General features: G+C 42.2%; 24 protein-coding genes. 20 read left to right on the forward strand and 4 right to left on the reverse strand.

Features of this window, described 5'->3' with window-relative positions; all coding sequences use genetic code 11:
- Positions 1 to 72 precede the first annotated feature (72 nt).
- On the reverse strand, positions 73 to 255 hold the full coding sequence (locus tag MHB85_RS31185) for an IS3 family transposase (protein WP_105599147.1): 183 nt from the start codon (positions 253 to 255) through the stop codon (positions 73 to 75).
- 142 nt (positions 256 to 397) lie between these two features.
- On the opposite strand from MHB85_RS31185, the gene MHB85_RS15995 reads away from it, so the two are divergent.
- The 4 genes from MHB85_RS15995 to MHB85_RS16010 all read left to right on the forward strand — a co-directional run bounded on the left by MHB85_RS15995 (position 398) and on the right by MHB85_RS16010 (position 6646).
- Positions 398 to 1009: a DUF2239 family protein gene (locus MHB85_RS15995; RefSeq protein ID WP_091020991.1), complete on the forward strand. Its 612-nt coding sequence runs from the start codon at positions 398 to 400 to the stop codon at positions 1007 to 1009.
- Positions 1010 to 1066: 57 nt separating this feature from the next.
- Positions 1067 to 1249, forward strand: a complete 183-nt coding sequence (locus tag MHB85_RS16000; RefSeq protein WP_223199700.1) for a hypothetical protein — start codon at positions 1067 to 1069, stop codon at positions 1247 to 1249.
- A gap of 39 nt (positions 1250 to 1288) precedes the next feature.
- Positions 1289 to 2182 (forward strand): alpha/beta fold hydrolase, encoded by an 894-nt coding sequence (locus MHB85_RS16005; protein ID WP_105598866.1) that lies wholly within the window; start codon positions 1289 to 1291, stop codon positions 2180 to 2182.
- 660 nt (positions 2183 to 2842) lie between these two features.
- Positions 2843 to 6646, forward strand: a complete 3804-nt coding sequence (locus tag MHB85_RS16010) for a GH32 C-terminal domain-containing protein (protein WP_341073210.1) — start codon at positions 2843 to 2845, stop codon at positions 6644 to 6646.
- A 120-nt stretch (positions 6647 to 6766) separates the two neighbouring features.
- Here the strand turns inward: MHB85_RS16010 and arr are convergent, their stop codons facing one another.
- On the reverse strand, positions 6767 to 7183 hold the full coding sequence (arr, locus tag MHB85_RS16015; protein ID WP_341073211.1) for an NAD(+)--rifampin ADP-ribosyltransferase: 417 nt from the start codon (positions 7181 to 7183) through the stop codon (positions 6767 to 6769).
- Between the two features lie 386 nt (positions 7184 to 7569).
- On the opposite strand from arr, the gene MHB85_RS16020 reads away from it, so the two are divergent.
- The 10 genes from MHB85_RS16020 (at position 7570) to MHB85_RS16065 (ending at position 17947) form a co-directional block, all read left to right on the forward strand.
- Positions 7570 to 8052 (forward strand): MarR family transcriptional regulator, encoded by a 483-nt coding sequence (locus MHB85_RS16020; RefSeq protein WP_017688279.1) that lies wholly within the window; start codon positions 7570 to 7572, stop codon positions 8050 to 8052.
- Between the two features lie 11 nt (positions 8053 to 8063).
- Positions 8064 to 8648 (forward strand): nitroreductase family protein, encoded by a 585-nt coding sequence (locus tag MHB85_RS16025; RefSeq protein ID WP_341073212.1) that lies wholly within the window; start codon positions 8064 to 8066, stop codon positions 8646 to 8648.
- Between the two features lie 17 nt (positions 8649 to 8665).
- A complete protein-coding gene (locus MHB85_RS16030) occupies positions 8666 to 9151 on the forward strand; it encodes a nitroreductase family protein (RefSeq protein ID WP_341073213.1) in 486 nt (161 codons plus the stop codon).
- An 88-nt stretch (positions 9152 to 9239) separates the two neighbouring features.
- Positions 9240 to 9392, forward strand: coding sequence for a hypothetical protein (locus MHB85_RS16035; RefSeq protein WP_341073214.1), 153 nt, complete (start codon positions 9240 to 9242; stop codon positions 9390 to 9392).
- A gap of 367 nt (positions 9393 to 9759) precedes the next feature.
- Positions 9760 to 10626 (forward strand): carbohydrate ABC transporter permease, encoded by an 867-nt coding sequence (locus MHB85_RS16040; protein ID WP_210108249.1) that lies wholly within the window; start codon positions 9760 to 9762, stop codon positions 10624 to 10626.
- A gap of 17 nt (positions 10627 to 10643) precedes the next feature.
- Positions 10644 to 11522: a carbohydrate ABC transporter permease gene (locus MHB85_RS16045; protein ID WP_341073215.1), complete on the forward strand. Its 879-nt coding sequence runs from the start codon at positions 10644 to 10646 to the stop codon at positions 11520 to 11522.
- A 36-nt stretch (positions 11523 to 11558) separates the two neighbouring features.
- Complete coding sequence (locus MHB85_RS16050) at positions 11559 to 12716, forward strand: efflux RND transporter periplasmic adaptor subunit (protein WP_341073216.1); 1158 nt, start codon at positions 11559 to 11561, stop codon at positions 12714 to 12716.
- A gap of 40 nt (positions 12717 to 12756) precedes the next feature.
- Positions 12757 to 14088 (forward strand): ABC transporter substrate-binding protein, encoded by a 1332-nt coding sequence (locus tag MHB85_RS16055; protein ID WP_341073217.1) that lies wholly within the window; start codon positions 12757 to 12759, stop codon positions 14086 to 14088.
- 94 nt (positions 14089 to 14182) lie between these two features.
- On the forward strand, positions 14183 to 17095 hold the full coding sequence (locus MHB85_RS16060; protein ID WP_341073218.1) for a hypothetical protein: 2913 nt from the start codon (positions 14183 to 14185) through the stop codon (positions 17093 to 17095).
- Between the two features lie 633 nt (positions 17096 to 17728).
- Positions 17729 to 17947, forward strand: a complete 219-nt coding sequence (locus MHB85_RS16065) for a hypothetical protein (protein WP_341073219.1) — start codon at positions 17729 to 17731, stop codon at positions 17945 to 17947.
- Positions 17948 to 18009: 62 nt separating this feature from the next.
- Here MHB85_RS16065 and MHB85_RS16070 read toward each other — a convergent pair whose 3' ends face one another.
- Complete coding sequence (locus tag MHB85_RS16070; protein ID WP_222215618.1) at positions 18010 to 18954, reverse strand: NAD(P)-dependent oxidoreductase; 945 nt, start codon at positions 18952 to 18954, stop codon at positions 18010 to 18012.
- Between the two features lie 182 nt (positions 18955 to 19136).
- On the opposite strand from MHB85_RS16070, the gene MHB85_RS16075 reads away from it, so the two are divergent.
- The 3 genes from MHB85_RS16075 (at position 19137) to MHB85_RS16085 (ending at position 21581) form a co-directional block, all read left to right on the forward strand.
- Positions 19137 to 19697 (forward strand): helix-turn-helix domain-containing protein, encoded by a 561-nt coding sequence (locus MHB85_RS16075; RefSeq protein ID WP_091021004.1) that lies wholly within the window; start codon positions 19137 to 19139, stop codon positions 19695 to 19697.
- 214 nt (positions 19698 to 19911) lie between these two features.
- Positions 19912 to 21144, forward strand: a complete 1233-nt coding sequence (locus MHB85_RS16080) for a CynX/NimT family MFS transporter (protein WP_105598876.1) — start codon at positions 19912 to 19914, stop codon at positions 21142 to 21144.
- Between the two features lie 5 nt (positions 21145 to 21149).
- Entirely contained in the window at positions 21150 to 21581 is a 432-nt protein-coding gene (locus MHB85_RS16085; RefSeq protein WP_105598877.1) for a universal stress protein, read from the forward strand.
- A 163-nt stretch (positions 21582 to 21744) separates the two neighbouring features.
- Here the strand turns inward: MHB85_RS16085 and MHB85_RS16090 are convergent, their stop codons facing one another.
- On the reverse strand, positions 21745 to 23301 hold the full coding sequence (locus MHB85_RS16090) for a glycine betaine uptake BCCT transporter (RefSeq protein WP_091021007.1): 1557 nt from the start codon (positions 23299 to 23301) through the stop codon (positions 21745 to 21747).
- 450 nt (positions 23302 to 23751) lie between these two features.
- Between MHB85_RS16090 and MHB85_RS16095 the strand changes: the two genes are divergently transcribed.
- The 3 genes from MHB85_RS16095 (at position 23752) to MHB85_RS16105 (ending at position 26116) form a co-directional block, all read left to right on the forward strand.
- Positions 23752 to 23907: a hypothetical protein gene (locus MHB85_RS16095; protein ID WP_179198703.1), complete on the forward strand. Its 156-nt coding sequence runs from the start codon at positions 23752 to 23754 to the stop codon at positions 23905 to 23907.
- Entirely contained in the window at positions 23867 to 24292 is a 426-nt protein-coding gene (locus MHB85_RS16100) for an ATP-binding cassette domain-containing protein (protein WP_223199703.1), read from the forward strand. The genes MHB85_RS16095 and MHB85_RS16100 overlap by 41 nt, the downstream gene beginning before the upstream one ends.
- 159 nt (positions 24293 to 24451) lie before the next feature.
- Positions 24452 to 26116, forward strand: a complete 1665-nt coding sequence (locus tag MHB85_RS16105; RefSeq protein WP_192131444.1) for a hypothetical protein — start codon at positions 24452 to 24454, stop codon at positions 26114 to 26116.
- The last annotated feature ends 17 nt before the right edge of the window (positions 26117 to 26133 follow it).

Below are 26133 nucleotides of genomic sequence, written 5' to 3' on the forward strand. Positions count from 1 at the left end.
TTGACAGTTAAAAAAACAAAATAATGGTTTCATTGAGATGCCTTGGCTCGGATGACGTGCTAAGGCATTTTATTATGCTGCTCTTCGGTATTCGTTCGGTGACATACCGCCCAAACGCTCTGTGTAACGGTAGTTGTTATAGTAGCGCACGTACCGCTTAACCGCGCTGTGAAGATCTTCATAGGTGTCATACTTCGTCAGATAATAGCTTTCTGTATGGCTTGATACCGCCTCCAGCAGGCTGCCTTTTGTAATGAGCTGAACGAGACTAGGATTTTACAGCACAGACTATTTGTAATATTAAAACTTAACACAAAATAATTATACCCGGGTAATATTGATTCTATCTTTTTACCCGGGTATAATTATTGGGCAAGGAAGAAAAAGGAGGTATAACATGGAGGCTTCACCTGCTCAAATAAGCTGTACTGCTTTTTTAGAGAAAGATTGTTTTGCCAAAGGCACTTTAGATTACGTTGTCGGAATCGTAAAAGATACCTTGGAGGACAGTAAGTTCGTACAACTGCTTATTTTTGACGATTTGACGGGTAAACCACTAGATATTGATTTTCGTGGAAAAACAGCTGAGGTGCTTGAGCGGTTAAACAGCCAGGCTGGACATATATCGGATACGAAAGAAAATGAACAACCCTCTCGCAGGGTTGGCCGTCCTAAGCTGGGAGTGGTGTCCGGTGAAGTTACTTTGCTTCCTCGACATTGGGACTGGCTTAAAGCTCAACCCGGAGGAGCCTCCGTAACGCTGCGAAAACTGGTTGATGAAGCTCGCCGCTTGGGAGAGAACGAAAGTAAAGTTCGCGCCGCACAAGAAGCAAGTTATCATTTTATGACTGCAATGGCGGGCGATTTCCCTCAATATGAGGAGGCTTTGAGAGCACTGTATGCCGGGAATAAAGATCACTTTTACGGATTAATTGATGATTGGACACCCGATATCAGAGACTATATTAAGACTTTAGCCAAGGGTGCATTCATACAGGAAGAGAGTTAATAACCACTTAAACGACGTTCACAACAGCAGATAAAGAAGGAAAGTGGGGTATGTAACGTGACTGAATCATCTCGTTACATTGAACCGACTAAAACTGGTCCCGAAACTGAACATTGGGATTTTGTCATGTTCGTCAGAGCAACACAGCGTCGTTCCTGGCCTTTTCAAATCATGTATCCTACTTGGAAGGGACTGGACGGCGAACTGCCGCCATTGAAGATTCTCGACCATTGCCCATAACAGAGTTACCATAAAATTAAGTGTAAGGAGAACATAACAATGAATATGTTAAGAGCCAACGGCATAGAACTCGCCTATGACAGTTATGGCAGCGAAACGGATGAAACCATTCTGTTGATTGCGGGGCTCGGTACCCAGATGATCCGTTGGACCGTTCCATTTTGTGAAATGCTGGCGACCCGGGGATATAGAGTAATTCGTTTTGACAATCGGGACACGGGTTTATCCACACACTTTAGCCATCACGACACATTGGATTTTGAAGCACTTGCTAAAACACTCATGTCGGGACAACTCCCGGTTATTCCATACACACTTGATGACATGTCTGATGATACAATTGGATTGTTAGATGCCCTGGGGATAAAAAATGCACATGTCGTTGGACGTTCGATGGGCGGCATAATTGCCCAGCTTGTTGCCAGCCGATATCCGGAGCGGGTTCTCTCGCTTACTTCCATCATGTCAACAACAGGAAATCCCGAACTTCCACCAACATCGCCTGATGTAATGGCGTTAATGACTCGGCCAGCACCAAACCCGATGAAGGATGAAGCTATGTACTTAGCTCATAGTGTAGCTTTTGCCACACGTATTGCGGGTACGGGTTATCCATTTGAAGAGAACGAATATCGTTTAATGATTCGAGAAGAGGTTCGGCGAGCTTATGATCCGGGGAGTATTGGGCGGCAAATTGCAGCTATTGCAGTTTCTGGAGACCGTCGTCCACAACTTGCAAAAGTGAAGGTTCCATCTTTAGTAATCCACGGGGTGGAAGACCCTATGTTTGTGCCAGCATGCGGACAAGATACGGCTCAATCCATCTCTGGTGCAGAATTTATGTTACTTAATGGCATGGGACATGATCTGCCGGCACCATTGTTTGAAACTGTTGTAGATGGAATCGTACGGACAGCCCGGCGAGGGCGCTGATGGTAAGCGCCCTCAATTCTTTTAAAATGGTTCTTCAGCTTTCGAAAAGAAGTTTTCCTACGATGACACAGTGAACTGTACCAAAACTTACCGCTTCAGCTATCGCGAGGAACCCTTATCATTATGAATAGTGCCATGGAATATATCGAAACAAATTTTGCAAGCTGTCTAAGAATAGTGCAAATCCAAGTAATGTCGTGGGGCAAGAGCATGGTCCCATTGAAGTCGCTAATATAGCGGCTTTTTTATTTTATCGGTACAAGTTCTTGTCCCGAGCCAAGGACAAGACCATAATCCAATAATTCATTCGATGAGCATGAAATCGAGAATGTAACGCAGGATGCAACATTCGAATTCAAAATTAAGGAGATGCACTGACTGCCGAATAAGCGCTTTTCAATAGCCATCTTTAATTTACATTTGTAATCATTTTGTTTTTAAAAAATAAAGAAATGATTAGATCAACTTAAATAAAAGTTGTTATTTTCAAATAATCAGTCATAAATTGTGCAAATGTAAACTTAAATAGATATTAATATATAATTAAATGTTCATTCGTCCAAAAAAACTTTGACAAATGAAGATGAGTGGATTATTTTGTTAAGAAGGAATGTATTTTTTAGACACCTTTTACGATTCTATTAGAAAAGAGGGTATGGAATGAACGATAAATCTAAATTCGCAATATGTCTTCTGATGGCAACGGGATTAACTCTGACTTCAAACGGTATTTTTACATCTAAATCAATTGCGTCTAGTGCTGTACTCGCTGATCAGGAAACAAATAAACAGACAAAGGAGGAGCTTGATATTTTTGAAAGCGCATCCAAATCAAATACCAATCTGATAGGCTGGCATTTGAAAGGAAAAGGAGGATTAGAGAATACTTCAGAAGGAATCTTGCTAACTTCACAGCCTAAAGAAAATGTAATGGCCATCTCAGAGACCGTGTCCGATGATTTTATCTATGAAGCTGATGTCATGATCAGGGATACGAAGGCAGATGCAACATTGTTGTTTCGATCTAATGAGGATGGCTTTAGCTCATACATGCTGCAAATCGTTCCGGACGCAGGTCTGATTCGGTTAAGAGATGCAAGAAATGGAGATGGGAGATTAAAGGAGGAGAGTAAAGTTTCTGTTGAAATGGGGCAAATCTATCATCTCAAAGTGAAGGCAGTGGGTTCCTCGCTAAAAGTATATTGGGGCAATCAATATAAACCATTAATTGATGTTCAAGACATTTCGTATCAAAGCGGTAAGCTTGGACTCCATGTATGGGATGGATCCGCCTTGTTTTCGAACATCGTGGTGAGCGATCTGAAAGGTAATTTGGGTACGGTGCTTTCTAACAAGGGAAAATGGCAGCCTGATATCAACGGAAAAAGAGGGACGGTAGAACAGGAGAGCAAAGCACAGCAAATCTATAATAAAGAGGCAACTGATATGGTCTATGAAGGGAATATTACCCTTCGTCCTGATTCTATTGCAGCTCTCGCATTTCGATCTTCAAGCGATGGAGCTGAAGGATATGAAGCTACTCTTACGAAGGAAGGAGATCAGGTCCGTGTAAGTTTGACGAATACAAAAGGAACAGTGATTGCAAGTTCGCAACGTACTTATCCGAGTCAGATGGGAGCCAAACATCATGTGGAAATCAAGGCAAAGGGAGATCGAATTCAGGTCTTCCTGGACGGGTACACTACGGCCGCGATTGACGTGAAAGATTCAACCTACAGAAGTGGAAGTACTGGAATCGTCGTAAAAAAGGGAACGGCTTACTTTCAGGATACTTATGTGACAGAACAGAGCCAATATTACAATGAGATATATCGTCCACAATATCACTACACACCAATACGTGGTTCAGCGAGTGATCCGAATGGACTTGTCTACTTCGAAGGAGAATATCATCTCTTCCATCAGGATGGGGGAACATGGGCGCATGCGGTAAGTAAAGATATGCTGAACTGGAAACGGCTTCCGATTGCACTTCCCTGGAATGATCACGGACATGTCTGGTCTGGGTCGGCTGTTGCGGATATGACAAATGCATCTGGTTTATTCGGAGATTCAGGAGGCAAGGGCCTTATTGCATACTACACTTCCTTTAATCCGGATAGCCCAAATGGGAACCAGCGTATAGGTTTGGCCTACAGTAAAGACCTAGGCCGTACTTGGGAGTATTCGAAGGAACGCCCGATTGTGATCGAAAACCCAGGTAAGAGCGGAAATGAAGTTGGGAATTGGGATTTTCGCGATCCGAAAGTGATCCGTGATGACGAGAATAACCGCTGGGTTATGGTTGTGTCCGGAGGAGATCATATTCGTTTCTACACCTCAACGAATTTACTTGACTGGACATTGACAGATAATTGGGGATATGGGGATTACGTCCGCGGAGGCGTATGGGAATGCCCTGATTTGTTCCAGCTTCCGGTAGACGGAACGTCACAGAAGAAGTGGGTTATGATGATCAGTACAGGAGCGAATCCCAAAACAGGCGGATCAGATGCCGAGTATTTTATCGGTCATTTAACAGCTGATGGTAAATTCGTGAACGATAATCCGGCGGGTAAGGTGCTAAGAACAGATTTTGGTAAAGAATTTTACGCTTCGATGTCTTTCGCTAACATGCCTGATCATCGCACAGTGATGATGGCGTGGATGACGAATTGGGACTATCCGTTTGCTTTCCCAACGTCCAATTGGAAAGGTGAACTAACCATCCCGAGAGAAGTATCATTGGTAACGACCGAAGATGGAATTCGTATGGTGCAAAGTCCAATCAAAGAATTGGAATCACTGCGTAAACCTTTGTATTCTGCTTCTAACAAGTCGGTGAGCCCTTCTTCCGGGAATCTGCTAAAAGGTATTATTTCAGGTGCTTACGAAATTGAAGCTGAAATTGAAATCCCTGAAACCAGCACAGTGACCGAGTTTGGCTTTAACATTCGTGAGGGTGCAGATCAGAAGACGGTCGTGGGTTATAAGACAAGCGATAGTCGTATGTTTGTGGACCGAACTGCATCGGGCGAAACGGATTTTTCTAACCTTTTCAGTAAGAAACATGAAGCACCTACGCAAATGGAGAATAATCGGATCAAGATGCGTATTCTTGTGGATGAGTCTTCCCTTGAAGCCTTTGGTAACGACGGCAAAGTCGTCTTTTCAGATGTTATATTTCCGGATCCTGCTAGTAGAGCAATGAGTTTTTACGTAAAAGGTGGGAATGTGAACGTTGTTTCCTTGAAAGTGCATCAACTTGAATCTGTCTGGAATGAGGACATTCCTTCAAAAGCTCAAATAAAGATGGATACGAGCGTTCGGGAACTGGGGGTAGGCGAGTCGGATACACTGCAGGCGATGGTTGAGTACGGACCAGGTTTAGGCGTTCAACCGCTTAAGTGGAATTCCAGTAATAACGAAGTAATAACCATAGACTTGACAGACAAATCACACGCAGTTATTAAGGCAAAAAAAGAAGGGGAGTCCACAGTCACTGTATCTACTCCGAATGGTAAAACTTCCACTAGTGTGCTCGTTAAAGTCATAGGTGGCGAGTTCCGGACAAACCTCAGTGGATGGACAAAAGATCTATCTGCTGCTTCATGGTTGGTTAGTGAACATGGGATTCGTGGTAAATATTTTAGCGATGCGAATTATATTGCCAAAGAGAAGGCTGGGAATTTTACGTATGAAGCAGACATGATGCTCAGTGAAACAGGAGGGGCAGGTTCTATTTTGTTCAGGGCTAGCGAAGATGGTCGCAGTGGTTATTATCTGAATCTAGACCCTAACATGAAGGCAATCCGTCTGTTCTATAAAATCAATGGAGGATTTGAAGAACGGCAGGTTCTTGCAAAAGTACCAACCTTCATTCAGCCAGGTCAAACGTATAAGGTGAAAATAGAAGCGAATGGTCCGCATATTGTCGTTCACGTGGACAGTCAAAAAGTCATAGATATCATGGATGGTACTTTTGCAGAGGGCCACTTTGGACTCCATGTATTTGGCGGCTCCGCATCTTATCAGAACGTCAATGTTAGCAACGTTGAACCTGCAAACATCACCAAGTCCAGCCTTGTAAATGCCGCAACACAGAAATCCATTTATACAGTGAACCTTGTCAACGGGGAACCGGTTGCCTTGCAAGATGCAAGTGCGGCTTCCGTCCAGAAGTGGGTATTTGTTCCGACAGGCGACGAAGCAGGTTCGTATTCAATTCGTACTACGGCCGGTCAGACACTTGATCTGGATATAGGGCAAAACAAACTTCAGCTATATCATTACTTAGGGTACAACAACCAGCGTTGGGTCCTTCACCAGAACAAAGACGGATCAGTTCATATTACTTCTGTTCATCATCAAAAAGCATTAGAAGTATCGGAAGATGGGACCGAACTCTTCCTAAATGAACTGAATCCATCACTTGATCGACAAAAATGGATATTAACGAAGTAATTAAAATTTATTGCATAATGGCATATCTCATAGATATTCCAATAAAGAAGTACCGCGGGACAGGAACATTGTTCTATTCAAGTCGCTATTATAGCGGCTTTTTTCTTTTAACGAGAGGAATCAATCATATATTATATTTTTTCCTTCTTCACTTAGTTTTCTCAAAGATGTAATCATGTGATTAATCTCTTCTTCAGTGTGTCTTTCCCATGAAGCTAATTCAGCTACTATTTTAAGTGGCGATTTAGATCGATATGAACGTGTTGGGTTTCCAGGAAACCTTTTATCAGTTACATTCGGATCACTTTCAAAATCTCCTAATGGTTCTACAATGTAGATTCTTTCTTTTGCATTAGATCTTGCCAATTCAGCACCCCATTTGGCAGCATTTAATGTTGCAGTAAAGTATATATGGTTAGAATTTTTATCTTGGTAATTTGATAAGAACTGTGGTTCTAATAAATCACCAATTTGCAGTTCTGCTTTTGTACCATGAAAAAAAGGACCTTGATCTATGATCACTTTTTTGTCATCCATACTGATCCACCTCTTTTTTAGTATTGTATTTAGCAGTATAGTGTAGGAATTTCAAAAAAAACAGTCTATAAAAAAATAAAAAATAACGGTATAATTTAAGTAGAGAGAATGATACTGAGTCCAATAACCCAAGTTTAAGAAGGCAGCCGATCAGCATGATCGGCTGTTTTTTTTTTAACTAACGAGCAGCTTAAAAGATAATTCGTTCAAGGCAGGTCTCTGATTATAGAGTAGTGTTGTAATGCCAGAATAGAATATCTAGTTGATAAGCATTATCATTCATGATATATTGTTAACAAGTAAACTAAATATAAGAATTTATTTAGAAAAACCCCATTTTTTAAAATGATTTTTTTGTTTACAAGTAAATAAGGAGCGATCAAAGAATGATCTCAAAAGATCGAACAAAACAGTTGCTTTATGACCAATTTATCCGTTTTTTACATGTGTATGAGAACCACAAGGATACAGAAATCGAGCATTTCCTAAGTATCGCCCAGCGAGAAAGCATCGAGAAAATCCCTCAGCATTTGACCGCGGTTCATATGATAGATTGCATAGGCAAGCATGAGCCCATTAACAACACGGGTATTGCCGAGGCGATGAATTTGTCCAAAGCAAGTATCACCAAAATTGGCAACAAACTGCTGGAGGAAGGATTCGTCAAACGCACGAAAATGAATGACAACAAAAAGGAGAGCTATTTCCGGTTGTCACCGCAAGGCAAAAAAATCTTTGAACTGCATGAACGTCTGCATATACATGAGGCAGAACGCTTCTATCGTACTCTCGACAAATATTCGGAAACGGAGCTAAAAGTAATCCATCAATTTCTTCAAGACAGCAGTATAAATATTGAATCCAGATAGAACAAAGGAGAGTGAAACATTTGAGTCTGGCGGAATTGATCAGGGAGCGCAGGAGTATTCGTAAATGTAACTCTACGCCGGTGGACCAGGAGTTAATTGTAGAATTACTGCGTAAGGCTATACGGCTTCAACCATTTGTTGAGTCTGGCTCGTGGCGTGTAGTATATGCCGGAACGCCGGAAGCGCGCAAACGGTTGGTGGACTGCATGCTGGAACAGATGTCACAGAGCAAGTTCGGCAAGCTGATTCCCGGGAAACTTCTGGATGTTTTTAAAAAGAGATTTACCGATATTCCTGCCCACGTCATTGTTATGTCGACTGTAGGACCGAATCGTCTGACCAATGACCGTAATTATGCGGCTGCCTGCGGGGTGATGCAGAGCTTCCAACTGCTGGGCTGGGAACGAGGGTTAGGCATGTTGTGGGATACAGAGTCCATGATTCAGCATGAAGGGTTCTTCAATGGTATTGGCTTACGTGAGGATGAAAGATTTGTTGGGATTCTTCATATAGGATATTACGACAAAGCGCCAAGAAGTCGGAAAAGGACACCAGCCGAGCAAAAGTGGACCGTATTGCGAGGACAGTCTACATAGAAGAGGAGGATATGAAAATGAAATTGTCAGATCTCGAAGGAGACATGGACGGTCCGAGTGAGTTTTTGGAACAACCGGTATCGCAGGATCTAATCCTTGAAATGCTCAATCATGCCGTATGGGCGCCAAATGATGGCCTCCGAGAGCCATGGCGATTCATCTTTGCTGATAACCGGTATGGGGACATCATGCAGGGATTACAGGAGCCTGCCCCTGCATATCTTCTGGTCTTGGTGAAGGAAGAGGCGGATCAACATAAGCGAGAAGAAGACTTTGCGGCTGTCTGCTGCCTAATTCAGAATTTCCGCTTGCTGGCTCATGAGCAAAGTCTGGGCGTGCGTTGTACCTTGCATGACTGGATGTACGACCCGAGCCGTACTGAAATGTTTGGTGTACTGAGTAACGAGCGCATTGCTGCGGTTCTGGAATTGGGATACGGTGCAAATCAGTGGAAAGGGAATACGGAGTTACCTGAGACTCAACTTCATTTTGAACTGCTGTAGAGGTGGAGATGATGGGATGAGACTCCAAATGGAAAACCTCGGTTCGTCATCGTCTTGAGCCGCTTATTACATAATAAATATAGGAGGTATGATTAGGGGCAAGAAGAAAATGTCCACAGCACTCAGTGCAGCTTTAATCGTTTCTATGCTGGCTACTGGCGTAATAGTCGCTATTCAAGGTACAACAACGTTAGAAGTAGCGAAGTCAGCAGGGGATAAAAAGGTTGAAGTTATTAAATAAAACATACGCGAGACCTGCTAGAAAGTTAAAAAAACCTCAGCTCGGTTAACCCGGCTGAGGTTTTTTTCTGTATCATTATGCATTGAAAAAATGCATGCCTAGATGAAATAAGAATAGAAAAAAAGTAAAGTGATGCCGCGGTGCAAGAACTTCTACCAAGTGCCTATTAGGCGTATCTAATCTTTATTTTCCCTTTAATTCGTTAAGCTGTTCACGAAACCGAAAAATCAGTAAGAAACTTTAGAATTTTTTAATATCTTACCACTATTTTCTTAAACACTCTTTTCTAAAATGAGTGGAAAGGAGGCAAAACAGGAAACAGAATGAAAGACTAAAGTTAACAGTGAAAGGAGGAATTTAGAAAACCATGAATAAATGGCTCCGTAAGGATGCTTCGGCGGCCATGTTCTTCCTTGTGCCAAGCGGCATCGGATTTGCACTATTTTACCTTATCCCGTTTGCCATGGGCGTGTATTATTCGTTTATGAGCCATTCGGTAGACGGTCATTTTGTGGGACTCGATAATTATCGTGAGCTGCTCGGAAGTGCTTCTTTCCTCAAAGCAGCTTCCAACACGTTATACTTCACTACGATCAGTGTTCCACTTATGATCCTGCTGTCATTGGGGCTCGCGATGCTTCTGCATAAAAATGTCTATATCCAAAAATGGCTTCGAACAGCTTATGTGATGCCGCTTGTTGTGCCCACCGCCTCGATCATCATGATTTGGCAGATCCTTTTTGATTGGAATGGGTCCCTTAACGCCTGGCTGGATAGTTTCGGATACGGACGGGTGGATTGGATGAAATCCGAATCGGCACGTATAGTCGTGATTATGGTCTATATATGGAAGAACATAGGTTACAACGTTATCTTATTCCTTGCCGGGCTTCAGCAAATACCGAAGGATTACTATGAAACGGCTCGTATTGAAGGTGCAGGTCGTTTACGGCAATTTCGGAGTGTTACACTGGTTTATCTGACTTCAACGATGTTTTTTGTAGTGATTATGTCCATTATTAACTCATTTAAAGTGTTTCGGGAAACGTATCTGATTGCAGGCGACTATCCCCATGACAGTATTTACATGATGCAGCACTATATGAACAATATGTTCATATCACTCGACATTCAGAAACTAACCGCAGCGGCATCCTTGATGTTTGTCAGTATACTGCTGGTTGTTCTAGCTCTGTTTGCGATGGAGCGTCGGCATCGGCAGTACATGGAATAGGAGGTGAAGCAAAGTCTGTGCGAATAGTCTACATATTGAAAAATGGTGTGTTAACATTCATCCTGAGTGTTATTGCCTTGATCTTAATATCACCTATTGTGATTATATTCACAAATTCTATGATGACAGTACTGGAAATTGGGATCAATTATGGTCTCATCGGGCAAATGAATGAATCAGCCGTCGGTAGAGATGGTGTATTTGCAAACTTGAAACTGATACCGGATAAGGTGTCCTTTGCACAGTACGGCAAGGTATTTCTCGACAACCCGAAATATCTGATGATGTTCTGGAATTCGGTGTTCATGGTCGTACCGATTATTGTAGGTCAGACTCTTGTTGCGGCTCTGGCTGCCTATGCATTCTCCAAGCTAAAATTTCGCGGCCGGGACTCTATGTTTTTGGTATATGTCATGACGATGCTCATGCCATTCCAAGTCACGCTGGTACCCAATTACATTATGGTCGATATGCTTGGGATGCTGAATACTACAAGTGCTATCATTCTTCCTGGCATCTTCGCAGCTTTTGGCGTGTTTATGCTCAGACAATTCATGCTGGACATTCCCTACGCCTATATTGAAGCTGCCAAAATGGACGGAGCAGGACATTTAAGGATATTTGTTACGATGATTGTTCCGATGATCAAGCCAGGATTAGCCGCACTTGTGATTTTGCTCTTCGTTGATTATTGGAACATGGTGGAACAGCCTCTTATTTTTTTAGACGACCCGTTCAAGCAGCCGCTGTCCGTCTTTTTATCTACGATTAATCAAAGTGACAAGGGTATCGCTTTTGCTGCATCCATGCTCTATATGGCCCCGATGGTGATGGTATTTCTGTATGCGGAGTCGTATTTCATTGAGGGTATTCAATTATCCGGAGTTAAAGGTTAACTTTTCAGTGCTGGTTTTGGGAGGAGAAGAAAGGATATGGAGTTAAATACAGGGGCTGCTGAGCAAAGACGAAAGCGAATTATTGTAGTCGTGTTCATAAGCTTTATGGGATTGCTGCTGCTCTTCACATTGTTTAGCAATACGCTGCAATCGCTGACCTTACCGAAAGTGACTACGGAGCAGCCCAAAATGGGAGACATTCAGTTAGTTATTGAAGGTAGCGGAATCCTTCAGCCGATTGCTGAAGCCAAGTTATCCGGTTCAACAGAACGGAAGACTCAGCAGATTCTTGTGAAAGAAGGCGAACGTGTAAAGAAAGGACAGAAGCTTATCACCTATGATAGTCAATCGACAAAACAAGAAATTGAACTTGAAGTAACAAATCTGGATAAGCAGAAGATCGAGCAGCAGAATCTTCAGGACCAATTCATCCAATCGTCCCTCGAAGAAGATGAACTTAAGCTGCGCAGCGCACAACGTGAAATTGAAAAAGGCAAACTTGATATTGCTGCGCAGGAGCGCAAGATCAACGAAATGAGAGAAAAACTGTCCAAAGATCAGGTACTGACCGCTCCGTTCGACGGTATTATAACGAAGTTGAACGCGGTAGAAGGACTGGCTTCCGCAGGCGAACCGGATATCATTGTCTCGAACAGCGGGGAAGGTTACAAGTTCGAGGTTAATGCGGATGCAAAGCGTTTATCCAGGTTAGGGGTATCCATCGGAGAACAGGTCAAGGTAGAGGTAGATACAGATCAAAAGCGGCAAGCCAACAGCATGGATGGCATCATTGAAGAAATCATTAATAGGGAGCCACTTATAGAGGGAGCCTCTGATAAAGGAGCGGGGATGGTAACCATCCCGCAAAAGATCCTTCGTATTAAGCTCCTCAATGCCGAACTGAAGGGAGGTGAGCAGGCTCGGATTAAAATCGAGAAAAGTTCTCTCGATCAAGGGCTGCTTGTTTCCAATGAAGCTATTCATCAGGACCGGGAAGGCACTTATGTTTTTGTAGTCGAGGAGAAGCCGGGGGCACTTGGTAATGTATTTGTTGTTCGCAAAGTCAAGATTGAGTCCAGCGAGAAGAATGACAAAGAAACGATGATCCAAACCGACATCATCTACGCAGAGGATAAGATCATTCTGAACAGTAGCGAGCCTCTGCAAGATGGTGACCGTATCCGCTTGGAATAGTGAGACGTAACAATAAGAAGAGTTCAGGAGGAATTTTACAATGAAAAAATGGCTTTTGCTCCTTTCTATGGGGGCTATTATCACGAGTTTAACCGCATGCAGTTCAGGGGGAAGTAGTACAGCAGATAAAGTGACATCGAAAGATGGAAAAACAGTGCTTACCCTGTCTGTGACAGAGTCGACCCCATTCTATCAAACAGTGGAGAAAAAATTCGAAGAGAAATACCCGGACATCGATCTTCAGATCAATGCATATAAGACGGGAGAACAATGGGGATCAGGGGAATACGAGAAGTATCGGAATTCTATGAATACAGCCATGTTATCGGGAAAAAGCATGGATATCATTGAAGTTGATGACCTACCGTTGAAAGAATATGTAAGCAAAGGTTTTCTTCTCGACATGAACGACTTGCTCAATAAAGATCAGACATTGGATAAAGACGATTTGCAAATGAATATTTTGGACGGTTTGAAGGTGAATGATGGAATGTATACCGTACCTTTGGGGTACAGGTTACGAGCATTTGTAGGAGATGGGGAAATGCTGAGCAACGCTAATGTTAAGTTTGATGATAAGACCTGGAACTGGAAGGAGTTTGAGAAGGTTTCAAAGGAAGTAATTCAAAAGAAAAGTGGTACCGATAAGCTTTATGCCTTAGCGTCCTACCCGCCGGAACTCCTCTTTCAGGAGATGCTTGTTGAGAACTACGCTGCATTTGTCGATCCTTCGGCCAAAAAGGCAACATTCGATTCTCCCGAATTTGTGAATCTGTTCGAGCAGGTTAAACAAATGTACGACGAAAAGATTGTGACATCGGAAGAAGCAAAGCCGGGCAATCAAATGTTCAATTCCACATCAATTACGTCGCCAATTGATTTTATCGAAGGTCCCTACATGCTTTTTGATCACCCCAAGCTGCTGCAATCACCGCAGGCGGGAGAAACCGGAGATCGAAAAGGCTCGCGAGTATCTACTATAAAACAGTTCGCAATCCATGCCAAATCGCCCGTAAAGGATGAGGCCTGGAATTTCATCAGCTTCTTATTGTCGGAAGAAGTGCAAATGTTACAAGATCGAGAAGGATTCTCGATGCTTAAATCCGTGAATGAAAATAAGATTGATAATCTTCGAGAAAAAGTTAAAAATGGCGAATACAAGCTTCCAAATGGGGAGATGGCAAAAGTATCGGATGAACAGTTCGCCGTGTTTAAACAAGTTGTTCAAACCGCCGATCAATATGTAGATCTGGATGTTAAAGTGTTAAGTATTGCCGGAGAAGAGTCCGTTGCATTCTTCAGCGGACAGAAAACTGCCGAGGAAGTAGCCAAACTGATCCAAAACCGGGTCACAACTTATCTAAACGAATAGGTAAATGGCGGGAAGCAGCCTGCATTCGTGCGATGCTTCCTGCTTCACAGAATGAAAAGCGGGCAAATGTCTTTTTATACAGGGAGGTAGATTCATGTATAGGCCGAAAAAAACATATGTGACAATACTACTCACTGCCGCCGTGTTGGGTCATTTCATGGCCCTTGACGTATACGGGGCATCCACGACTGATCACCTCGTTTCCAAATCTACTGTAGCCACGTCAGGTCTGACATTAGATCAACTGGGCTCAGTTTCGTTGAAGCAGAGCGTCCATGTAAAGCTGACGGAGATGGATGTTTTTACTCAGCCAGGTGGAAGTATTCTCATATATACGCTTCGTTACAGTAACAGCAGCGGCAATAGAATGGATCTTATCGATTATTTTTCCAAGGTTTCTACGCCGAGTGGTACGACTATAAAAGGAAAAGCAGTGACCCGTGATGCTGATAAACGAACGGTGCCTGCGAAAAGCAGCCTGTCTGTGACGTACTATGCAAACATTGGAAACTCGACAAAGGTCAATGGGATCAAAATTTCCATGTTCGGATGGGATTTTAACAGTACAAATTATCAGAAAAAGCTGGGACAATTCACGGTTCCTGCCCAGTACTCATCTGTAATTCCGATGGGTAAGAGCAAAAAGATCACAATAAATAATCTTCCTGTTACAGCCAAGGTGGATACCTTGCAGAGGTATAAAATTAATGGAAAAGTGTATGTTCAATTGGGACTCAGGCTCTCAAACGGAGGAACCAAAATGCTGAGTGACCCTGGATATAAAGCATATCTAAGGTCAGCGGGCGGTTCAACATTTCAGCTTGTACCCGATTCAGCCAGCTCAGGCTACAAGCTTCAGTCTCAGGAGAGCAGAGTCATCAGTTATTGGGCTGAGATACCCTCCACGATGAAGACACATGGCATGACTCTGCAGCTTGCGCAGGAAGATGAAGTATTGAAGATCCAGATCCCAGTGCAATCGTTCAACCTTCCCGATGCAGCCCCGGATGTTGCTGTAGTGCAGGGTAAAAGCACCAAGATCATGATGAAACAGCAGCCAGTCACGGTCAAGGCGGAACGGATGCAGCGAATGAATCATAATGGAAAAGTATACATGAGAGTGGCCGTTCAATATGCAAACGGGGGCAAGAAGGTACTAAGCGATCCCGGATATAAAGCACAACTGAAATCGGCCGGGGGCTCAGTATTCGATCTTGTGACTGAGGATGATACAGGGAGCAGCTTCAAGATCCAGCCAGGGCAGAAACGAACGATATATTATTTAGCAGAGGTTCCATCCAACCTTAAAGCAGAACTTATGACGATGCAATTTACGCAAGAAGACGAAACGTTGAACATGATGCTACCCGTAAAAACCTTCAAGCTGCCAGCTGTTACCGCTGATAAGCCTGTGCCGGATTATGGCATCAGAAAAATTTCGATGAGCCATCAAACGATTGAAACGCAGCTGAAATATGCTTCTGTATATACTGAGAACAATACTGGCAAATGGAATATTCAATTCCGCATTAAAAATCTCGGTGAAAAATCCGTGAAGCTGCCAGCTTATGAGCTTTCTATTAATACGGATGAAGGCTACAGCATTCCGGTGAACGCCAAGGCAATTGACCATGTTACCCTGAAGCCGATGGAGGAGAAGCTTATTGATCTGGATGTAGATGTGCCATTGCATATGAAACAGAATACGCTGCAGCTGCAATTGACGGAGCCTGCTACGGAAGGGAAGATTAGCTTCCCGACGGCACTTTATAAAGTTCCATATGCTCAAGAAGGCAAAAGCCATCCGGGCTTAGAAGATATCATTGAGAATAGTCACGGGACATTTGGCGTGAAGCTTAGCTCATATCAGCGGCTGCCATGGGGAGATAAAGATCAGATCGTAGCCCGAATCAGCATTCGTAATACCAAAACGACGACCGTGCAGCTGCCTGTGCTGAAAGCAGCAATAAATGCTGGAATGCGGGATCTCAGTAGTACAGGCCAAATCGTGGTACAGGATAACCAAACGACCTTGGCGCCCAATGAAACCGCGGAACTCTATGTCCTTGCTAACATGCCGTATTCGTATAATTTCAATCAATTACGAATTGAGCTCCAGGAAACAGCAGGCGAAGACGTTACTAAATTTCTGTCGTTGAACTTCAACCCGTTCAACAACGCTATGAGCCTGGTTCCTGCAGGCGACGCTTATCCCATCCATACTCCAGGCAAGAAAACAGAAGTCCGTGAACGCTTGACCACCATTTACCATGATGCTAAGTCCAATCTAATGTACACGGAACTGGAAATGACCAACCAGGAAAAACGGCAATCCAAGCAGTCACAGTTAGTTGCTTACTACAAAACACCAGATAACGAGTATTTTGAGGCAGAGGTCAGCCAATCGTCCGCCAAGACCAGTCCGAAAGGGAAAAACCTGGTGACGGTCTGGAGCAAGCTTCCACTAAATGTGAATACTTCGCAGCTTGAACTGTATGTCGGAGAAGGGGTTGCGAATGGAAAGATGGCAGATGTCGGGGATGAACTCACGGGCTCTATTAATACTGTTCGTTTAGCACTTAGCCCTAGAGTTGTACAACCAGCAACGAACCTGCAACATGTGGAATTGTTTCCGTATCAGCTCAACATTACGAGAGGTGAGGGGACGCTTAGCGCAGGGAAAGATATGCTTAATATCGTTATTTATTATGATCTCTTAAGAAATGGAGATTATGAGACAGGTTCTACTGACCATAAGCTCATTATGGAAGTCATTGATCCGAGCGCGAAATCCATAGAGAAGATATTAACACTCGGTACCGATTTAACCGTTGGCAACAATAAATCATACTTCATGAACTTGAATACCAACTTAAGCAAAATCGTAACAAGTGGGACAGTTCGAATCAATCTGTATGATGAGTTCCAAGGGCGAAGAATGTTGCTCGGAAGTCAAGTCTATCCATTCATATATGAAGAGCAGGAGAATAAACCAGATAGCGAATAAAAATAATAATACACATGCTATTGAAGGACAACATCTCTGAAGATATGATACTATATTTTCGGAGATGTTTTTTGTCGACGGACAAGAACATACTCCCATCAAGGTCACTATTTTAGGCGACTTTTTATTTTATCGGTACAAGTTCGTATCCCAGATACGGTCAACCTGCATTGTATGAAGAAGGAGAATGGCAGTACAATCACAGGTATGACAGAGACTAATCATGGAGTTGCGTTCCATGCCTGACTCAAAGTAGGGAACTTATATTAGTAATAACAATTCATGTCGAGGGACTGATAGGGTGATAGGGATGAGAAGACTTGAGTCGGATATGTCAGTAAACAACGAATTATTTTCTGATATTGTCAGGTACGAACACGAAACGATAAGCGGTATGACCATAATAAACTCAAATGTATCGACTGTACTTTTTATAAATGTAGATTCAATGACCGGATTTTACAAGCGGCGAATATCGTCAATTGTTCCTTTACCGGCAAGCTAGTGGATATTACGTTTGAGGGAAATGGCCAACAAAAGCTAATCGCCAATTTTGAAAACTGCATCCTAGACGCTGTTCGTTTTGTAAGCTGTGATCTGACGAAATGTATTCCGCCAAAATCCAAAAACCATTTGTATGTTGAACAGGTATCCGCACGTGTGAAAAATGCTCTGACGAAGATAGACGATGACCCTAATCTATCTGACGATGATCGGAAAGTACTGATACGCAGTCTGCGCAAGCTTGAGCAAATGGAACAATATATATTTAACACAGCGCAGATGAAGAAAATATATGGTGATTTTTTTGTTGAACAATTTTTCAGTTGTCTGGATTGTAACCTTGCGTAAACAAGAGACAAAATTTTAAAAATGGATTGAAGTGAAAGGAAAGGGGCCGCTGCACCAAAACATCATAACTGATTGAGCTTGCTTTCAGGCTCTTCACCATTTTCTACACGTCTTATATTCTTTATAAAGAAATCATATCTTGTTTTATGAAATTTCCGACCATCAGGCATTCCTGCTGTATGGGGAGTAAGTATCACATTACCCAGATTCCGGAGCTCACTGTCAATCGGAAGCGGTTCAGATTCAAACACATCCAGGCATGCGCCTGAAATATCCCCGTTTTTTAATGCATCAATCAAGTCTCTTTCGTTGACAATGCCGCCGCGGGCTGTATTGATAAAAAGAGTGGTATTTTTCATTTTTTTGAATGCCGCTTTGTTGATCAGCTGTTTGGTTTGCTGATTCAAGGGTACATGTACACTGACGATGTCCGATGTGCTTACAAGAGTATCGAAGTCCGTCATTTTCACAAAAGCGTCCGATTGTACAGTGGCATTTTTCGCATTCGCCAGCACATTCATATCAAAAACCCTGCAAAACGAAGCTACTTTTTTTCCAATAGCACCCAAACCGATAATTCCAATCGTTTTTCCTTTTAACTCACTCCCTGCATAGTCCAATTGATTTTCATCCATCTTGTTTTTCATGAAAGTATCAAGAAACGGTATGTTTTTATAATAAGACAATATCAGTGCCATTACATGCTCGGCCACTGCCTGTGCATTCACTCCTCCAGCATTGGCCACCCAAATGCCGCGCTGTGTACAGGCAGGGACATCCACATTATCAAATCCTGCACCCGTCTGTACCAATTTTAATTTTTTTGCGTTAGAAAGCAGACTGTGATCCACTTTAATATGTTCAGGGATGATTACCTGGCTATCTTCAATATGATCCAACATTTCTTTTCCGGGCGGAACAATTACAACGTTCCAATCTTGCGGAAAACACCTTGCAATATTTGATTTTGAGGTCTCGCTAAAATAGCCAACGATGAGAATTTTCATTGCTAAGCCACCTTTCATAAGCTATACCGTTCTTCGAATAAAACCCGGTTGATGCACGTCATTTTATCCTTTTAATACAATTTTATCAAGAAAATCTCGCCAAGTTCTATTGAATTGGAATGGAAAAGAATCTAGATAAACAATATACTAGCTATATAGTTTTTTATTGAGGTGAATATCAAATGGATGAAATCGATGAGTCAAAACAAATTGTACTACAAATCGGCGGTGCATTAAAAAAGTATAGAAAAGAAAAAAACATGACCTTAGACGACTTATCAGAATTAACGGGCGTAAGCAAACTTACTCTGGGGAATATCGAACGTGGTGAGACAAATCCAACTTTGGCCATCATATGGAAAATTTCAAAAGGTATATCTTTACCGCTATTGGCTTTGTTCACATCAGAGAAACCTGTTAGTTTGTATCGAGCAGGGGAGGGACTGCGGTTTTCTAATGATGAGAAAAATTGGATCATTGAACCCGTCTTTAAAAGCAACGATATTGAAATGTGTCGGGCTTACTTACAGCCAAATAGCTCGTATTACCCTGAAGGTCACCATGTGAATACCACTGAAATTGCGACAGTAATGACGGGTTCCATCGAGTTACAAGTCAATGGAGAGATTTACACATTGAATCAATATGATACGATCAGTTTTCGTGCAGATTATCCGCACGCTTATACCAATCATACGAATAACGAAACAGTGCTCCATATTTCCTTAAAATATGGTTTCTAGTCGTCGAAAATTCACTTATTAAATGCAACTCCGAATTCCATGACGGGAATTCAGAGTTGTATTTTTTATTCAATTTTAGTATATCATAAAATAATTATTGTTTATTAAAGTATATTATACTATACTTTTATTATTCGCGCGGATGTTATAGCAAAGTTTTCAGCCAACAAATAGCAAAAATAAGACGTAATAATTCAGGAAGGAGAAATGAAGAATGCCGAATAAACAAAATAATAAATTCGTGCCAGCCTCTGCAGCGCTGATCATTCTCGGCATTATTGTTATTGCAGCTAATTTACGTACTCCCTTAACCTCAGTTGGTCCTTTAGTGGGTTTTATAAGGGATGACGTTCATATTTCAAATACATTAGCAGGTCTGATCACAACGGTACCCTTGCTTGCTTTTGCTTTATTATCACCTCTTGTACCAAAATTAGGACGGAGGTATGGGGTTGAGCGTATCATTTTGATTGCCCTAATCTTTCTGACTGTTGGTATTGTAATACGATCTTTATCTGGCGCAGCTAATCTCTTTATTGGAACAGCAGTTCTTGGATTCGCCATTGCCGTTTGTAATGTATTATTGCCCAGTATAATTAAACGGGATTTCCCAAATAAAATTGGATCCATGACAGGCGTTTACTCCATTTCAATGAATTTATCTGGGGCAATCGCTTCGGGAGTCAGTGTACCGCTAGCCATAAACGGAGGGCTAAAATGGCAAGGAGCACTTGCGGTATGGGGGATACTAAGCTTTGTATCGATCCTGTGTTGGTTACCCCAATTAAGAAATCAAACGAACCAAACAGCCAAGACGAGTCAACAGATGGCCAGCAACGATGTGAATGTCTGGCGATCTCCGCTTGCCTGGCAAGTAACAATCTTTATGGGGATACAGTCCATGGTTTTCTATGTGTTGATCGCATGGTTGCCCGAAATTTTAAAGCAGCAAGGAATTGAATCCAACCAATCAGGCTGGTACCTCTCGATCATGCAGTTAGCGATGCTTCCATTTACCTTTATTGTCCCTGTTATTGCTGGGCGTATGTCTAACCAACGTTTGTTAGTAATCATCACAACCATTTTGCTTTTGACGGGGACACTCGGACTTCTTTACGGAAGTTCCAATGTCATTCTGTTGTGGATCGTCATACTCGGAATTGGTGGAGGTTTCGCCTTTAGTTTGGCCATGATGTTTTTCGGATTGCGCACTGAAAATGCGCATCAAGCAGCGGAACTATCTGGCATGGCCCAATCGATCGGATATCTTCTTGCCGCAATCGGTCCAGCCCTTATAGGATATCTGCACGATGCAACAAATAGTTGGAACCTGCCACTTTTCATTCTTCTTGGGGCTTCGGTCTTACTCTTTTTAGTTGGTATCGGAGCAGCGAGTAATCGTGTTGTAGGTAGTCAAAATAGATACGAAATCTCACGGAAAGGATGATAACTATGTTTGACAAAATTCTGGTCGCCATTGATAAAGGTGAAATAACGAACAAACTCCTTGATGCAACCGTTGAAATAGCCCAAAATAAACAAGTTCAAGTTACCTTGGTTCATGTTAGCCAGAGTTATGTGCCGATCGGCATGACGTTTTTACCAGAGAATTTTCTGGAAGACATAATGAACGAAATGGAGAAAGCGAGTTTGGAACAGTTGTATCAAGCCAAATCTAAATTAAAGTCTGCGGGAATTAACCCGGAAACTGTTCATCTTAAGGGAGATCCCGGGCATGAAATATTGAATTATGCAAGGGATACCGAGCAGCAACTTGTTATTATCGGAAGCCGTGGGCTAAGGGGCATAAAAGAAATGATGCTTGGAAGTGTCAGCCACAAGGTTTCACAGCTATCAAGTTGCCCGGTCCTCATTGTACATTAACCCTCTAGGAACTGGAGAACGTTAATAGTATAAATAAGTGTTAGAAATCATTCCGCTTGGGGTTCAAACAGAATTCATGACAGATCTCAAAAACTCAATACCATGAAATAATAAAAAGCCCGCAAAAACGCGGGCTTTTGTTCGTTTTAACATCAAGTATACATTACCTGCCGGAAATTTCATTCAGCGAGATTTCTTGTTCCTCCAGCAGTCGTTTCAGCTTTTGGCGCTGCCGTTTTTCCTTCTGACGGCGCTCTTTGTCCTCAGCCTTTAGAGCCTTGAGCAGGGAGAAACACATACCAATAAGGACAATAGCGAACGGCAATGCGGTTACAATGGATGCCGTCTGGAGGCCAGTTAACCCCCCGCTGATTAGCAGTACTACCGCGATAGAGGACTGCATGATTCCCCAGGTTAATTTCACTCTTGCACTTGGGTCCAGCTTGCCATCTGAAGTAAGCATGCCCAGTACAAAGGTAGCTGAATCAGCCGACGTAATAAAGAAGATCATGATCAGCATTGTGGCGATGAATGCCACGATCGTGCCCAAAGGCAGCTGCTCCAGCATAAGGAATAAAGCGGTTGTTGTATCTTCCTTGACAGCCTCCGCCAGATGAGCGGCATTGAACAATTCCATGTGAAGTCCTGTTCCGCCAAAGACGGAGAACCAGATAAATCCGAAAAGACTTGGAATAACCATGACGTAAATTACAAATTCCTTTATGGTTCTTCCTCTGGATACCCTTGCGATAAAAGTGCCGACAAAAGGAGCCCACGAGATCCACCATGCCCAGTAAAATAACGTCCATGCTCCAATCCAGGTTTCTCTTGAGAACGGGGTCAGTCTCAAACTCATGTTAATAATGTTCTGCATGTAACTGCCCAAGGTCGTCGTGAATGTGTCAAATATGAAAGAAGTCGGACCAGTCACTAATACAAACATCATCAATAGCACAGCTATAACGAGGTTGGTGTTGCTCAGAATCTTAATCCCTTTATCCAGACCGGTGGTTGCCGAGATCAAAAACAGTACGGTTACAACTATGATAATGACAACCTGAGACAGAGTCGAGTTAGGAATACCGAATAAGTGATTCAGACCCCCGCCGATCTGAAGTGCACCCAGCCCAAGCGAGGTCGCAACACCAAAGATGGTGGAAATGACCGCCAGAATATCAATGACCTTTCCAAGCCAGCCTGCAGCAAGACGCTCACCTATCAGAGGAATAAAGGTGGAACTGATCAGCCCTTTGTATCCTTTCCGGAACTGGAAGTAAGCAAGCGCTAGGCCGATGACGGTATAGATAGCCCAAGGATGCAGCCCCCAGTGGAAAAAGGAATAACGCATTGAAAGTATGGCTGCTTGCGTTGTTTCGGGTACCGCCCCCTCAGGGGCAGATAAATAGTGGGATAGCGGTTCAGCTACTCCCCAAAAAACCAGCCCAATGCCCATACCAGCGCTAAACAGCATGGACAGCCAGGAAAGCGTAGAATACTCCGGCTCATCATCGTCATCCCCAAGCCTAATACCGCCAAATCGGCTGAACGCCAGATAAAAAGCAAAGACCAGGAAGAACAGTGTCGCTAGCAAATAAAACCAGCCAAAATTCTGAATAGAGAAGTTGTAGGCAACATTAGCCACATCCGCCAGCTGATCAGGAGCGACGGCTCCCCATATTGCAAATAGTGCAACGATGATAATTGTGATTGTAAATACCATGATGAGACCTCCGTTATGTAAGCTTCAGCCAACTGTTCCTTAGTATGTGCTAGTCCGACTTGTAATATTTCGGAAAGCTAGCTTTTGATAACTTAAAACAAACTGCAGTGTAATGAAACACCCGTCGGTTTATTCGTTCCCTTTTTAGTGAGGAATTAGTGACAAAGATTCAGGATTTAATTAGGATATTTGTATTAATTCAGAATCCGAGCATAATTATTTTATGCATAAGAACGAATACCCATTATGGTCGCTATTTTTGCGGCTTTTTGTTGTATCACATAGACTTTTATCTGTAAATACAAGGAGTTATAACGTTCAAAATAGAATTCTAGTTTAGAGTGATTGTCTACTTCCAATATTAGTTATATTGGTCAAGTGACACGATTCACCTATTAAAGGGATATTACTTCTTATCCTTTTATGAAAAAATTGAAGGGATTGATACGGATGAAAACTAAACAATTATTAGATATGAATAATAACGTGAACAACGGCATGTACGGTTTTATTGAAATTCCAGGTAAACAAAAAATGAATTGGTTTGAAAGCGAGGAACAAATAAATGAAATTGGTCTTACAAAATGTAGAGAAGAGTTTTGGTGAAAAAAAAGTATTAGCCAATTTAAGTTTTCAATTTGAAAAGGGAAAGATCTATGGCCTTCTTGGGCGCAATGGCGTCGGAAAAACAACGTTATTCAATTGTTTAGGTGGCGAGATCCAAGTGGATGGCGGCAAAATGAAACTTGTCAACGGATCTAAAACGCGTGACTTGGAAATGGATGATGTAGGATACGTTTACTCTTTGCCACTGTTACCAGAATTTCTGACAGGATATGAATTTGTACGTTTTTTCATCGATGTTAACGTAGATGTGATTGAAGGACGAGGAAACAATATTGATGCCCTGTTTGATATGATGCACATTGCTCAGGATGACCGACATAAGCTCATTAAACATTACTCGCATGGGATGAAAAAAGTGATTTAAAAAAAGATCATATCCTAATTTTCTCGACCCATATATTGCAATTGGCAACGGATCTGTGTGATGAGTTAATTATTTTAAATCATGGGAGTTTAACACAGATTTCACCCGAAATCCTTACTCAGCCCGACTTTGAAGAACAGGTAATTGAATTATTACGGAATGAAAGCCAAAGCGGAAGTACGAAGGAGAACGCCGATGACGGGAATGATTAGTACAATTTCTCGCATATGGCAGTTACAGATGATTACGCTGGTCAACCGTTTGATCTATTTCACGCATAATTTACCGTTTGTTGCTCATTTAATCAGTGAACAAACTTATGCTGCTTTTCGGACGAAACGTGCAATTGGTGCAATTGCGATTATTTTATTATTTGTCGTTGGTTTATTGGAAAGCTTATTATATTTCGTGGGAATGTTTGCATTGCCCATGCTCTTATGGACGGAAAATATTAATCGTACGGAGCATTTTAACCTTCTTCTTCACATGTATTTTTGCATAAGTGGCGTAATGGCTGGGGTAACGAGTGCAAAAGTGTTGGAATCAAACAAAATGAAGTATACATCTATCCGACTTATGCGGATAAACCCAACCAAATTTATGCGAGCTACGCTATTTTATCGGTATACGACATTTTTCATCTATCAAGGGATTGCTATGACTCTGGTTGCGGTACTTTTTAAATTTTCAATTCCTCATGCATTGCTGATTGTGGGAATGATGACTTTTTGGCGAGTGATATGTGAATCTTTACATTTGGCATTATTTAAATGGAAAGGCATTATTCTTGTACAGAAAATATGGGCTACGAGTTTGAGCATGTTGCTGGCACTGACTTTTGCTTACCTTCCCTTCACAAAACTAAACCTTCCTCTATTTGGATCTGTGATATTGGATCAACCGGGGCTTTTGATACTGATATCGTTGTTCGGGGCTATCTGTGGGTATGTTTTACTAAAACATACGGATTTCACATCTGCAGTGCGCGCAGTAATAAACCATGCTGATCCATTGTTAAATCCAGAAATACGGATGGCTGATCTTCAACAGAGAATGGTTCAGTCAAAAGAACATGATCTTAGCAGGCCTACGTCGTCTAACCTTCATGTCAACGAGCAGCGCACATTAGAAAAAAAGGGATACGAGCAATTACACGAAATTTTGGTTACCAGGCACACCGCTCTCCTCCGTGCACCGTTCCACAGACGTTTATTGGCTATTATGATCATAGGCATACTCCTACCTTTGTTGGTACTCATTTTCAAAAATCATCTTTCACTAGATTCAATTGAAAGATTCTCACCTTTAATCATTATGTTCATGCTAAATCTGACCGTAGGTAGCCAGATTTGTAAGGCTCTATTCTACCATGTTGATAAGCCGATGATGCGCTATCCATTTTACCGCCAGCATGCGAAGCAGCATTTTCTGTTACGATTTAGAAGTATATTAAGCATAAATCTTAAGTTAGGTTCTTGTTTAGCAGCTGTAGTAAGTGTATCTATACTTGTATTAACTGGAGGACAAGATATAAGTACACTACTTCCTATCTGGGTTACAACCATTGCACTGGCTGTATTTTTCTCAGTACATCATCTGTTGTTATACTATGTGATTCAACCTTATACCACTGAGTTGGAAACCAATAGTCCTCTTTTCTCATTCGTAAACGGCCTTATTTCATTGAGTTTTGTTGTGGCGATGTATCTAGGTCCTCCACTATGGGGACTAACCGCTATTATCATCGTGTTGACTATAGCCTATCTATCCATTGCTGTCCTTCTCGTAACCAAATATGCTCAAAACAATTTTAGAGTGAAATGAGAAGGAGTTTCCAAAGC

Source organism: Paenibacillus sp. FSL K6-4396 (assembly GCF_038002525.1).
Taxonomy (GTDB): Bacteria; Bacillota; Bacilli; order Paenibacillales; family Paenibacillaceae; genus Paenibacillus; species Paenibacillus amylolyticus_B.